At 70.4% G+C, this 12670-nt stretch carries 12 protein-coding genes; 10 read left to right on the top strand and 2 right to left on the bottom strand.

What is annotated here, in order from left to right:
• The first annotated feature begins 115 nt into the window (after positions 1-115).
• The 6 genes from LZ495_RS14550 (at position 116) to hemB (ending at position 6424) form a co-directional block, all read left to right on the top strand.
• Positions 116-397 (top strand): glutaredoxin family protein, encoded by a 282-nt coding sequence (locus tag LZ495_RS14550; protein ID WP_235052591.1) that lies wholly within the window; start codon positions 116-118, stop codon positions 395-397.
• 160 nt (positions 398-557) lie between these two features.
• Positions 558-1316 carry a redox-sensing transcriptional repressor Rex gene (locus tag LZ495_RS14545; protein WP_235052590.1) on the top strand — a complete coding sequence of 253 codons (759 nt, stop codon included), beginning with the start codon at positions 558-560 and terminating at the stop codon, positions 1314-1316.
• A 123-nt stretch (positions 1317-1439) separates the two neighbouring features.
• Positions 1440-2858, top strand: coding sequence for a glutamyl-tRNA reductase (locus LZ495_RS14540; protein ID WP_235052589.1), 1419 nt, complete (start codon positions 1440-1442; stop codon positions 2856-2858).
• Positions 2855-3817 (top strand): hydroxymethylbilane synthase, encoded by a 963-nt coding sequence (hemC, locus tag LZ495_RS14535; protein ID WP_235052588.1) that lies wholly within the window; start codon positions 2855-2857, stop codon positions 3815-3817. Before LZ495_RS14540 ends, hemC begins: the two co-directional genes overlap by 4 nt.
• Complete coding sequence (locus LZ495_RS14530) at positions 3814-5421, top strand: bifunctional uroporphyrinogen-III C-methyltransferase/uroporphyrinogen-III synthase (RefSeq protein WP_235052587.1); 1608 nt, start codon at positions 3814-3816, stop codon at positions 5419-5421. The genes hemC and LZ495_RS14530 overlap by 4 nt, the downstream gene beginning before the upstream one ends.
• Positions 5422-5425: 4 nt before the next feature.
• Positions 5426-6424: a porphobilinogen synthase gene (gene hemB, locus LZ495_RS14525; RefSeq protein ID WP_235052586.1), complete on the top strand. Its 999-nt coding sequence runs from the start codon at positions 5426-5428 to the stop codon at positions 6422-6424.
• A gap of 490 nt (positions 6425-6914) precedes the next feature.
• On the opposite strand, the gene LZ495_RS14520 is transcribed toward hemB, so the two are convergent.
• Positions 6915-7274 (bottom strand): hypothetical protein, encoded by a 360-nt coding sequence (locus LZ495_RS14520; protein ID WP_235052585.1) that lies wholly within the window; start codon positions 7272-7274, stop codon positions 6915-6917.
• A gap of 476 nt (positions 7275-7750) precedes the next feature.
• Between LZ495_RS14520 and LZ495_RS14515 the strand changes: the two genes are divergently transcribed.
• The 4 genes from LZ495_RS14515 (at position 7751) to LZ495_RS14500 (ending at position 9996) form a co-directional block, all read left to right on the top strand.
• A complete protein-coding gene (locus LZ495_RS14515) occupies positions 7751-8503 on the top strand; it encodes a DUF6879 family protein (RefSeq protein ID WP_235052584.1) in 753 nt (250 codons plus the stop codon).
• Positions 8500-9342: a helix-turn-helix domain-containing protein gene (locus tag LZ495_RS14510; protein ID WP_235052583.1), complete on the top strand. Its 843-nt coding sequence runs from the start codon at positions 8500-8502 to the stop codon at positions 9340-9342. Before LZ495_RS14515 ends, LZ495_RS14510 begins: the two co-directional genes overlap by 4 nt.
• An 86-nt stretch (positions 9343-9428) precedes the next feature.
• Entirely contained in the window at positions 9429-9680 is a 252-nt protein-coding gene (locus LZ495_RS14505) for a hypothetical protein (RefSeq protein ID WP_235052582.1), read from the top strand.
• 121 nt (positions 9681-9801) lie between these two features.
• A complete protein-coding gene (locus LZ495_RS14500) occupies positions 9802-9996 on the top strand; it encodes a DUF397 domain-containing protein (RefSeq protein WP_235052581.1) in 195 nt (64 codons plus the stop codon).
• Positions 9997-10366: 370 nt separating this feature from the next.
• On the opposite strand, the gene LZ495_RS14495 is transcribed toward LZ495_RS14500, so the two are convergent.
• Entirely contained in the window at positions 10367-12631 is a 2265-nt protein-coding gene (locus LZ495_RS14495; RefSeq protein WP_372498567.1) for an MMPL family transporter, read from the bottom strand.
• Positions 12632-12670 lie beyond the last annotated feature (39 nt).

Below are 12670 nucleotides of genomic sequence, written 5' to 3'. Positions count from 1 at the left end.
GGAAGTGCCGGGTCCGGATCGCCGGTGATCGGATTCGACCGCCGCGCGCCGGGGCAGCGGCCGGATGCCCGGCGCGTTGGTCCCGATCGCCTCCGCGGGCGGCGACAATCGGAGGGTGAGCCTCTTCCGCAGGCGGTCCGCCGCCACTCCGCAGGGCCCGTCGGCGCAGCTCGTGACGATGCTGTCCCGGCCGGGCTGCCACTTGTGCGACGACGCGCGCGCGGTGATCGTGCGGGTCACCGCCGAACTGGGCGTGGCCTTCGAGGAGGTGGACATCACGACGGATCCCGAGCTCGAAGAGGAGTACCGCGAGCAGATCCCGGTGACCTTCGTGGACGGCCGCCAGCACGACTTCTGGCGGGTCGACGAGCGGCGCCTGCGCGCTGCCCTGGCGTGAGTGGCGCGTCACCTTGTGTGAGCGACCTCACAGGGAGATCCGGGAACCGGCGCGTGATGCATGTCACGGCAGGTACACAAAACGGACATCAGCTTTGTGCACACGTTCACAAAAGCCTAACCTGGCATTCGAAACCGCAGGTCCCACCCACAGGAGCACCGTGGCTACAGGCCGTACCGAGCGACCGGCGCACCGGGGACGCGGTATTCCCGAGGCGACGGTGGCGCGGCTCCCGCTGTACCTCCGGGCGCTGAGCGCGCTCTCGGAGCGCGGCGTGCCGACCGTGTCCTCCGAGGAACTCGCGGCCGCTGCCGGGGTCAACTCCGCGAAGCTGCGCAAGGACCTTTCGTACCTGGGCTCCTATGGCACCCGCGGAGTCGGCTACGACGTCGAGTACCTCGTCTACCAGATCTCCCGCGAGCTCGGGCTGACCCAGGACTGGCCGGTCGCCATCATCGGCATCGGCAACCTGGGGCACGCACTAGCCAACTACGGCGGGTTCGCGTCCCGCGGGTTCCGCGTCGCGGCCCTGCTCGATGCCGACCGCGCGGTCGCGGGCCAGCGCATAGCCGGGATGGTCGTGCGGCACATGGACGACCTCGAGCAGATCGTGCGCGACGACCACGTCTCGATCGGGGTCATCACCACCCCTGCGCCTGCCGCGCAGGGCGTGTGCGACCGGCTCGTCGCGGCCGGTATCACGAGCATTCTGAACTTCGCCCCGACCGTCCTCTCCGTCCCTGAGGGCGTCGACGTGCGCAAGGTCGATCTGTCGATAGAGCTGCAGATCCTGGCCTTCCACGAGCAGCGCAAGTCGGCTGTCGACCCCGCTGCCCCCGACCTTCCTGCCGCCGCGCAGCCTGCCGCCTCCCCGGCGGGCGGCCCGGCCGGAGACCTGCCCGAGGTGATGCCGGCGTGAACGTCCGGACCACGCACGTCAGTTCCGTTCCGTCCTTGGTGGCGCGATGAGCGAGCGCAGCGAGCGAATCCAACAAGAGGATGCATTTCGCGAATGCGGCGCCGAGCGCCAGCGAGGTGCGGCATGAGTGTTCTCGTCGTCGGGCTGAGCCACCGCACCGCGCCGGTCAGCCTGTTGGAGCGCGTCGCCGTATCCGGTGACGCGCAGGCCAAGTTGCTGCAGGACGTCGCGGCCGCCGAACCGGTCGCGGAGTCGCTGCTGCTCTCCACCTGCAACCGGGTCGAGCTGTACGCCGACGTGGACCGCTTCCACGGCGGCGTCGCCGACCTGTCCCGGCTGCTCGCGCAGCACACCGGCGTCGGCATCGAAGAGCTGACCCCGCACCTGTACGTGCACTACGAAGAGCGGGCGGTGCACCACCTGTTCTCGGTGGCGTGCGGCCTCGACTCGATGGTCGTCGGCGAGGGCCAGATCCTTGGCCAGCTGAAGACCGCACTTGCGCTCGCGCAGGAGTACGACACCGCGGGCCGCGTGCTCAACGACCTGGCGCAGCAGGCGCTGCGGGTCGGCAAGCGCGCACACAGCGAGACCGACATCGACCGCGCCGGGCAGTCGCTGGTGACCGTCGGCCTCGAACAGGCCGAGCTGGCCGCCGGGCCGGTGGGCGGCACCCGGACGCTGGTGGTCGGGGCGGGCTCGATGAGCGCGCTGGCCGCGACCACCCTGCAGCGCCAGGGCGCGGGCCACATCGCCATCACGAACCGCACGTACGAGCGCGCCGAGCACCTCGCTGACCAGGTCGGCGGCCGGGCCGTGCCGATGACCGCGCTGCCCGACGCGCTGTCCGCCGCGGACCTGGTGATCTCCTGTACCGGCGCGACCGGCCTGGTCATCACCGCGGCCGAGGTCGAGGCGGTCCTCGCGGCGCGCCGCGAGCGCGGCACCGAGCGCCCGCTGGTGCTGATCGACCTGGCGCTGCCGCGCGACGTCGACCCCGCGGTGCGCGGCATGGACGGCGTGCACCTGGTCGACCTGGAACTCCTCGCCGACGTCGGCTCGGGCGCCTCGGGCACCGCCGATGTCGACGTCGTACGCCGCCTGGTCGGCGACGAGGTCGCCGAGTTCGCCGCCGCGCAGCGCGCACAGGTGGTCACCCCGACGGTCGTGGCGCTGCGCGCGATGGCCGCCGACGTGGTGCGCGCCGAGCTGGAGCGCCTGGCCGGGCGTACCCCGGACCTGGCCGCCAAGGAGCGCGCCGAGGTCGAGCTGACCATCCGCCGTATCGTGGACAAGCTGCTGCACGCGCCGACGGTGCGGGTCAAGCAGCTGGCCGGCGAGCCGGGCGGGGCGTCGTACGCCGAGGCCCTGCGCACCCTGTTCGACCTGGGCCCGGGCCCGATGGCCGCGGTCAGCCGCGCCGACCTGCCGGCCGGCGACACGGCCGGCGACCCGGGCAGTGGCGACATCGACTTCGCGCAGGTGCTGGGCGCGGACGTGCCCGGCATCCCGGCGCAGGCCGCCGGAGAGGAAGGTGCGGCATGACCGAGGCATCGCACGCCGCCGAGGCTCCGCTGCGGCTCGGCACCCGGCGCAGCGCGCTGGCGATGGCCCAGTCCGGCCATGTCGCCGAGGCGCTCACCAAGCTGACCGGCCGTCAGGTCGAGCTGGTGGAGATCACCACGTACGGCGACACCTCGCGCGAGCACCTGGCGCAGATCGGCGGCACGGGCGTCTTCGTCTCCGCGCTGCGCGACGCACTCCTGGACGGGAGCATCGACTTCGCGGTGCACTCGCTCAAGGACCTGCCCACCGCCGAGCCCGAGGGCCTCACCCTGGCCGCCGTACCGCCGCGCCAGGACCCGCGCGACGCGCTGGTCGCCCGCGACGGCCTGACGCTCGGCGAACTGCCCGCCGGCTCGCGGATCGGCACCGGTTCGCCGCGCCGCGCCGCGCAGTTGCGCGCGCTGGGCCTGGGCCACGAGATCGTGCCGATCCGCGGCAACGTCGACACCCGCATCGGGTACGTGACGTCCGGGGAGCTCGACGCGGTCGTCCTCGCCAAGGCGGGCCTGGCCCGTCTCGGCCGTGCGGACGAGGCCACCGAGGTCCTCGACCCGCTCCAAATGCTGCCGGCCCCGGGTCAAGGGGCGCTGGCCGTCGAGTGCGTGTCCACGGACGCGGCACTCGTCGAACTGCTCGCCGTGCTCGACGACCCGGACACCCGGGCCGCCGTGCTCGCCGAGCGCATGCTGCTCGCCGAACTGGAAGCCGGCTGCTCGGCTCCGGTGGGCGCTCTCGCGGACGTGTCCGTGGGAGAGTCCGACGGCGAGGAGGTCACCGAGCTGTACCTGCGGGCGGTCGTCGCGAACGGCGACGGCTCCCACAGCGTGCGGTTGTCCGCCACCGGACCCCTCGACGAGGCAGCATCCCTCGGCCGCGAATTGGCCGCAGAGATGCTCGCCCGGGGTGCCGCCGGTCTTATGGGGGAGCGCGTCCCTTGAGCCCCAGAGCGAAGAAGAAGCCCAGCGGTACTGTCACCTTCGTCGGCGCCGGTCCCGGCGATCCCCGGCTGCTGACCCTGCGCGCCGTCGAGGTGCTGGCCGAGGCCGACGTCGTCGTCGCCGACGCGTCGACCCGGGCCCAGGTGCTGTTCCACTGCCGTCCGGACGTCGAGGTCGTGGACCCCGCGGCCGCCGAGGACGGCGAGCCGCTGGCCGCGGCCGGCCGCGCCAAGCTGCTCGTGACCGCGGCCCGTTCGGGACGCACCGTGGTGCGCACCGTGGACGGCGACCCGGTCGTCGACCAGGGCGCGGTGGACGAGATCAGCGCGGTGGCCAAGGCCAAGGTGCCGTTCGAGGTCGTGCCCGGCGTGCCGGTGTGCACGGCGGTCCCGGCGTACGCGGGCGTGCCGCTGACCGGCCCGCGCGCGGGCGGCGGCGTACGCGTGCTCGACATAGCCGAGGCCTCCATCGACTGGGCGACCGTCGGCGCGACCGACGGCACCCTGGTACTGCGCGGTGCGGTCGACCAGATCGCCGAGATCGCGCAGGAGCTGGTCGCGGGCGGGCGCAAGCCGGCCACCCCGGTGTCGGTGACGACCCAGGGCACCACGACCGAGCAGCGCACCGTCGTCTCGACGCTGGCCGCCGTGGCCGCGGACCTCAAGGCCGCGCGCGTGACGCTGCCGGCCGTCGTGGTCGTCGGCGACGTGGTCGGACAGCGCGACAACCTCTCGTGGTTCGAGACCAAGCCGCTCTTCGGCTGGCGCGTGCTGGTGCCGCGCACCAAGGAGCAGTCGGCGTCGCTGTCCGAGCAGCTGCGCTCGTACGGTGCGGTGCCGCACGAGGTGCCGACCATCGCGGTCGAGCCGCCGCGTACCCCGCAGCAGATGGAGCGGGCCATCAAGGGCCTGGTCACCGGACGCTACGAGTGGGTCGCCTTCACCTCGACCAACGCCGTCAAGGCGGTGCGCGAGCGCTTCGAGGAATACGGCCTGGACGCCCGCGCCTTCGCGGGCATCAAGGTCGCCGCGGTGGGCGAGCAGACCGCCCGCGCGCTGATCGAGTTCGGCGTGAAGCCCGACCTGGTGCCGTCCGGCGAGCAGTCGGCCGCCGGGCTCCTGGAGGACTGGCCGCCGTACGACCCGGTCTTCGACCCGATCGACCGCGTCTTCCTGCCGCGCGCCGACATCGCGACCGAGACCCTCGTCGCCGGCCTGGTCGAACTGGGCTGGGAGGTCGACGACGTCACCGCGTACCGCACCGTGCGCGCGGCGCCGCCGCCGGCCGACACCCGCGAGGCGATCAAGGGCGGCGGCTTCGACGCGGTCCTGTTCACCTCGTCCTCGACGGTCCGCAACCTGGTCGGCATCGCGGGCAAGCCGCACGCCGTCACGGTGATCGCGTGCATCGGCTCGGCGACCGCGAAGACCGCGGAAGAGCACGGATTGCGCGTGGATGTCATGGCGCCGGAGCCTTCTGTGGCAGCCTTGGCAGAAGCGCTCGCCGAGTTCGGCGCGGCGCGGCGTACGTCCCTCATCGAAGCAGGCGAACCGGTGACGAAGCCCAGTGAGCGCCGCCCCGGTTCGCGGAGGAAGGCGAAGTAGTCCCATGACTGACGCATCGTCAGGGTCCGGCGGGTTCCCTCTGGTTCGACCGAGGAGGCTGCGCCGGACCCCGGCGGTGCGCCGTCTGGTCGCGGAGACCCGGCTGCACCCCGCGGACCTGATCCTGCCGCTGTTCGTCCGCGAGGGCGCGGCCGAACCGATCCCGATCTCGTCCATGCCGGGCGTCGTCCAGCACACCCGCGACACGCTGCGCAAAGCCGCCCACGAGGCCGTTTCCCTCGGTGTGGGCGGCCTGATGCTGTTCGGGATCCCGTCCGCCAAGGACGCCTGCGGCACGGCAGGGACGGACCCCGACGGCATCCTGCAGGTCGCGCTCCGCGACGTCGCGTCCGAGGTGGGCGACGCGACCGTGATCATGTCGGACCTCTGCCTCGACGAGTTCACCGACCACGGCCACTGCGGCGTGCTGCGCGAGGACGGCACGGTCGACAACGACGCCACCCTCGCGCGCTACGCCGAGATGGCCATCGTCCAGGCCGAGGCGGGCGCCCACATGCTCGGCCCGAGCGGCATGATGGACGGCCAGGTCGGCCACGTCCGCCGGGCCTTGGATGCCGCAGGCCACACCGACACCTCGATCCTCGCCTACAGCGCCAAGTACGCGAGCGGCTTCTACGGCCCGTTCCGCGAGGCAGTGGAGTCGACCCTCCAGGGCGACCGCATGACGTACCAGCAGGACCCGGCGAATGCCGACGAGTCGCTCCGCGAGGTCCTCCTGGACATCGCCGAGGGCGCCGACATGGTCATGGTGAAGCCGGCGATGTCCTACCTCGACATCGTCCGCCGCATTGCCGACGAGGTCCACGTTCCGGTCGCCGCGTACCAGGTCAGCGGCGAGTACGCGATGGTTGAAGCCGCCGCCGCCAACGGCTGGATCGACCGCGACCGCGTCATCATGGAAACCCTGACCAGCATCCGCCGCGCCGGCGCAAGCAGCATCCTCACCTACTGGGCCACCGAAGCCGCCCGCAAACTCCACTAAACGGACCTCGCAAGCTCGGGTCCCCTTGTTTCGGGACCGCCGACGAGTCCCGAAACGGTGCCGATCCACGCCCATAGAAGGTCGTCCACGGCCGCGAGACGTTACGCCGCCGCCCTCCCCGGGCGGCGGCGCCCCAAGGACTCAAAGGCCCTCGCAAGCTCGGGCTGCCCTGCTTCGGTACTGCAGGCGAGTCCCCAAACGGTGCCGCTCCATGCCCATCGCAGGTCGCCCACGACCGCCGGATCGGAGGTCGTCCGGGCGCGGCAGTTCAACGACCTGCGAGCTAAGGGGAGTCAGCCCCGAAGCCGGCGGCGAGACGTTGCGCCGCCGCCCGTCCGGGCGGCGGCGCGCTAAAGAGCCAAAGGCCCTCGCAAGCTCGGGCTGCCCTGTTTCGGTGCTGCAGGCGAGTCCCCGAACGAACAGCCAAGGTTCTGCGCGGCGCTGCCCGAGGCAGCGCCGCGCATGGGACACCTGCTTCGACCGACGACGTTCAGACTTGCCCGTACACGATGTCGAAGCGCGACGGCCCGCGGTCGCGGACAAGCGGCCAGACGCGATCCTCGGACACCTTCGCGAGCCATTCGTCGAACGGCTGCGTCTGGCCCCGGAACCACCAGTCGTGCGAGTTCTGCAGGCCCTTGAGGTCGGCGTCCATGGCGAACTTGAACGCGAAGCCGACCTGGAAGAACGCCACGAACTCGCCGTCCGCGTCGACCTGCTCAAGTTGCCGTACGAAGCTCAGTGCGAAGGGTGCCCCGACGTCCAGCACGTTGCCGCCGTACTGAAACAGGAAGCCGTCGGCGTCGCCGATCTCGGCAACGTCGAATTCGAGAGCCTGGTACGTCCGCACAATGTGGAGGATCTGCCCCAGCGCCGCTTCAGGGCCGGACGGTGCAAGTCTGCTGCAGACCTGGCGTGCCAAAGGACCAGCACTGTCGATTGGGTGGCGCGTCATTCGTCCGACTCTAGCCACCGCGCATCAGCAGACCCGGCGCAGTGACGCGCCGCCGCCCTGTCCGGGCGGCGGCGCCCCAAAGACCCCAAGGCCCTCACAAGCTCGGGCTGCCCTGCTTCGGTGCTGCAGATGAAGCCCCTGGCGGTGCCGCTTCACGCGGGTCGCAGGTTCTTCACGACGGCGGGATCGGGGTAGGCCGCGCCCGCGATCATGGGCGTGGCCGGTTTCAAGGCCCAGGCGGCGACTCGGCAGAGCATCGGGTCAACGACCTCAACAAGGATGAGCACAGGGAGAGTTGCCCAAAGCGGTCCCCCATGGACCCTGCGGTTGCCATCCTGAGAGAGGTCAGGGTGACCCGAAGGGAGGCCTGTGTGGCCAGACGCCTGCGCTTCGTCGGGACCAACTCCGGAAACAACGGGTGCCCGTCGCTGTACGAAGATCTGGACTCCGGTGAGTACCTCGTGCAAGGCAAGGCTGTGACCGATCCCGCCGATCTGTCGCAACTGCGTAATGTGGAAGCACACGAGGGATTTGTGGTTGTGCCAAGGGAGTTGCTGGCGGTGTTCGGCCCGAAGGACGCGGAGCGGGTTCCGGTGCTCATCGGCTTCGACGAGTTCGACGCAATGTTCGAGACATTCGCGCACACAGCGTGGCGCCTGGAGTCCCGACGTGCTTACCGAGCCGACGAGCTGACGGACACCTACCGTCGTTTCGTGGCCGGCGACCCGGCGGGGTACGACCTTGACGACCCGTGGTGCGTGTCGCGCCGCGAACAGTCCGCGCTGGGCAAGCGCTTCGAACGCGTACGGATCGTCGATGCTCCGCCGACGGTTGGGCAGCGGTACCTGCTCGACGGTGCCCGGCGAAATGCTGCCGTAGGTGAGGACATTCGCAACTTGCGGCGGGCCGATGCCAAGCGTCTGCAGCTTCCGGACGAGGATTTCTGGCTCTTCGACTCGCGGGTGATCGCTCGGTTGGTCTTCGAGGACGATGACTCCCTGGCAAGCGTGGAGCTGATCACCGACCCTGTGGAGGTGTCGCGCGCCTGCCAGGTGAGGGACGCCGCCTGGCATCACGCAGTGCCCTTTGAGGTGTTCGCCGCTCAGCTACCTTCTGCCATGTGAGTACGGACTTCCAACAGGCTCGGGTGCTGCTCGGCACTCGACTCCGGGAGCTGCGGACCGCCGCGAATCTCACCGGCCGAGAACTGGCCGACTTGCTCGGCTGGCCGCAGTCGAAGGTCAGCAAACTGGAGACCGGACGCCAGACGGCGACCGAAGGCGATCTCGTGGCCTGGGCTCGCGGAACCGGTGCACCGTCGGCGACTGCGGAACTGGTGGTACGCCTACGCAATCTGGAGACGCACTACCGCTCATGGCGAAGGCAACTGGCGGCTGGGCATGCCCCGGTTCAGGACGCGCTGCGAGCCGAGTACGAACGCGCCTCCGTACTGCGTGCTTGGGAAGGCGCGATGATTGTCGGGGTGCTCCAGACGCCTGAATATGCCCGGCATATCTTCACCGGATATCAACTGCTGCACCGCTCCGTGCGGGATGTCGAGAATGCGGTACGAGCCCGAGTGCGACGGCAGGAAGTCCTCTACGCCGCAGGCAAGAAGTTCCACATCGTCATGAGCGAGGCAGCCCTGTCCACGTTGGTCTGCCCACCCTCCGTTATGGCGGGTCAACTGGATCGCCTCGCCGGAGTCGTCGGGATCGACACGGTTTCCCTCGGGATCGTCCCGCTGCGTGCGCGGCTTAAGATCCCGCCGGCAAACGGATTCTGGGTGTACGACGAGAGGCTCGTGATCGCCGAGGATTGGCACGCCGAGCTTTGGCTTGAAGAGCCGGAGAACGTCGCCTTGTACCTGAGGGTGTGGCAGATGCTTGCCGAGGCCGCAGTCTTCGGCAAGGAAGCCCAGCACCTGATCGCGCGTGCTCGAGTTGCCTTGCCGACTGCGTGAGAAGGACCGAGAAGCAGCACGGCAGGCCGAAGAATATTCGAGAATCGCATCGCTGTCCGGGCAGTGGATCGTCCTAGTGTCCGGACATGGGACTCGACATCTCGGCCTTGCAAGTCCTGATCCGGCGGCACCAAGGGCAGCCTGTCAGGGATCAACTGACCGGCAATATCGGCCACTTGATGGACGTCATCGGTGACGCTGCATGGTTGCGCCCGGTCCGGGGCGGAGTCGAGTGGTCGACTCCTCTGGCCCGAGTGGTGTCCCTCGACGGTGACCCCATTCATGACGGAGGGCAGAGCGACCATGCGTCAGCAAACGGCGAGAGTGCCCGTACCTGAGCCCCGGGACGACTGGGTCTACCGTCTGCCGCTCAACCCTGACCAGGTGAAGCGGCAGGGGGCCACCGTCCACAAGGTCGATGGCGTGTGGGTCATCAAGGAAGACGACTGAGGAGGCACCGTGTACGAGTTCCGAACGGGCAGCCGCTGCAAGTACGACCCGAACGACCGCCGGTGCGTGGAAGTCGCCACGAACGTGCCGGGCGTGGTCGCCGTGCGCAACAGCAACACAGGCAACGTGCAGGAGTACTCTCCGCAGGAATGGGCGGTGTTCATCGAAGCTGCCAAGGCCGGGGAGTTCGACCTCACGGCGTAGCCAGTAGAGAGGGTGGCGGCATGGCCGACTGTCCGCAGTGCGGCGGGCCCGTGGAGCCCGACCTGGAGTGGCCCAGCGCGCTCTACTGCTGGAACTGCGAGCGGGTTACCGACTCGACGCGGCCCAAGCCCCACGCCATGCTGCCACCCACCCGCAAGATCGAGATCGCCGCGTTGAGGAACCTTTCACCAGAGGGCTTCCGGGGACCGCAGGACTGACCCGCGGCGTACGGTGCCACGTCCGAAATTCCGAGGGATGGGCGGCGGCCGCGGCAGCTGATGTGCGGTTCAGCGACGCGGTGTCGGAGGTCGAAACGGGCACCGGCTTCGCCGCGGCGCTGCTCGGGGCAGCGCCGCGCGATCCGGCTGGGTCAGCGTTCCACTTCGACGTGGGGGAGCAGGCGGGACAGGGGGCGGGGGAGCCACCAGGCTCGGCGGCCCAGGAGGTGCATGGTGGCCGGGACGAGGAGGCAGCGGATGATGACGGCGTCGACGAAGACGGCGACCGCCATGCCGAAGCCGGTCTGCTGGAGGAGGCGGTCGGGGCTGAGCATGACGGCGCCGAAGACGGCGATCATGATGGCGCCGGCGGCGGTGATGACCGAGCCGGTGTGGGCCAGGCCTTCGCGGACGGCTTCGGTGGGGTTGCCGGTGCGGCGCCATTCCTCGCGCATGCGGGCGACGAGGAAGATCTCGTAGTCCATGGACAGGCCGAAGACGATGGCGAAGACCATGACCGGGAGGAACGCCTCGATCGGGGCCGGCTCGATGCCGAACATGCCGTACTGGAAGACCAGCACCATGGCGCCGAGGGCCGCGGCGATGCTGAGCAGGTTGAAGAACGCGGCCTTGAGCGGCACGAGCAGCGAGCCGAAGACGATCATCAGGAGCAGGATCGAGAGGCCGACCACGATCAGGACGAAGAGCGGCATCCGGCCGGCGACCTTGTCCGCGTAGTCCTGGGCGGCGGCCGTGGTACCGCCCAGCAGGTACGTCGTGCCGGTCTCGGACGCGAGGTCCGGGAGGATGCCGTCGCGCAGGCGGGTGGCCAGGCGTGAGGTTTCCTCGGCCTGCGGCGAAGTGCTCGGGAAGACCATGACAGTGGCGATGCTGCCGTCGCCGATGGGGGTGACCGGGCCGAGCGCGGTGACGCCGGGCACCTGGGTCAGGGCCGCCGCGGCGGAGCGGAGCGGAGTTGCGGCGTCGCCGGTGCCGCTTTCGGCGACCACGATGAGCGGGCCGTTGAAGCCGGGCCCGAAGCCTTCGGACAGCAGGTCGTACGCCTTGCGGCTGGTCGTTCCCGGGGCGTCGTTGCCCGCGTCGGCGAAGCCGAGGCGCAGGTCGAGGGCCGGCAGGGCCAGCGCGCCGAGGGACAGCAGCCCGGTGAGCAGCGCGAGCAGGGGGCGGCGTTGGACGCGGCGGGCGAGGCGCCGCCACACCGCACCCTCGGCGACAGGCCCGCGGCGGGCGGTCCGGCGCTCGTGCTTGGCGCGGAACGTGCGGGCGAAGCGGTCGCCGAACACCGCGAGCAGCGCGGGGAGGAGGGTGAGGGCGGCGAGCATGGTCACGAGGACGGTCAGGGCCACGGACAAGGCCATACCGCGCAGCGAGCCGAGGCCGAGTGCCACCAGGCCCAGCAGCGCGACGATGACCGTGCAGCCGGCCACGAAGACCGAGCGTCCGGCGGCGTCGAGGGCAATGACGTTTGCTTGTCGCGGTGTTCGGCCGCGCAGGAGTTCGGACCGGAAGCGGGCGAAGATCAGCAGCGCGTAGTCGATGCCGACACCGAGGCCGACCAGCATCATCACGTACGGCGTCCAGTCCGCGATCGTGAAGACATGGGACGCGAGCACGACCGCGGCCAGGGTCGATCCGACCGCGAACACCGCGGTGACGACGGGTAGTCCGGCGGCCAGGACCGTACCGAACATGAGGACGAGGATCACCAGCGCTGCCAGCAGCCCTGCGCCCTCGGCGAGCCCGCCTTCTCCGGCTGCCAGCAATCGTCCTACGTCACCGCCCAGTTCGATGCGCAGCCCCTCGCCCGCGAAGGGCGTCACGGCGTCGTGCAGGCCTTGGGCGTCCGCCTTGGTCATCTCCTTGGCCGGGACGGAGAGCGAGACGGTCGCGTAGCCGATGCGTCCGTCGGCGGAGATTGCGGACGGATCGTCGAAGGGGCTGCGTACGCCCGTCACCGTGGCTGTGCGCGCGACCTGGGCGAGCATCCGCGTCACCTGGTCGCGGACGGCTGCGTCGCGCAGTCCCGCGGACGGGACCGCGCCGCGTTCCGCGTCGACGGCCAGCACGATCGGCACGGTGTCCGCGGCCCGCGCGGCGCCGTGCTCGGCGAGCAGGTCGGCGGCCCGCTGGGATTGCGTACCGGGCAGGGAGTAGTCCTCCCGGTAGTCGTTTCCGGCGATGACCGCGCTTGCCTGCACACCCGCGAGGACGAGTATCCACAGGACCAGCGCCGCCCACTTGCGCCGGTGCGCGAAGCCGGCCACGCGGGCGAAGATGCCGTTCGGCGGGGGACTTTCGGTTTCGGGGCGATCCGCTGCGCGACGGTCCACCGGGGGCGGCGAAGCAGTCGCAGTGGTGCCTGTGTTCCGGTTTGCGGCAGGTTCGTTGGCGTCCATGACCTGCAGACGACGTTGCCCCGCCGGATGTGACTCGCC

The organism is Yinghuangia soli, from assembly GCF_021502675.1.
In the GTDB taxonomy this organism is placed as follows: Bacteria; Actinomycetota; Actinomycetes; order Streptomycetales; family Streptomycetaceae; genus Yinghuangia; species Yinghuangia soli.
The sequence above is the reverse complement of the archived record's forward strand: the minus strand, read 5'-3'. Positions and strand labels throughout refer to the sequence as shown.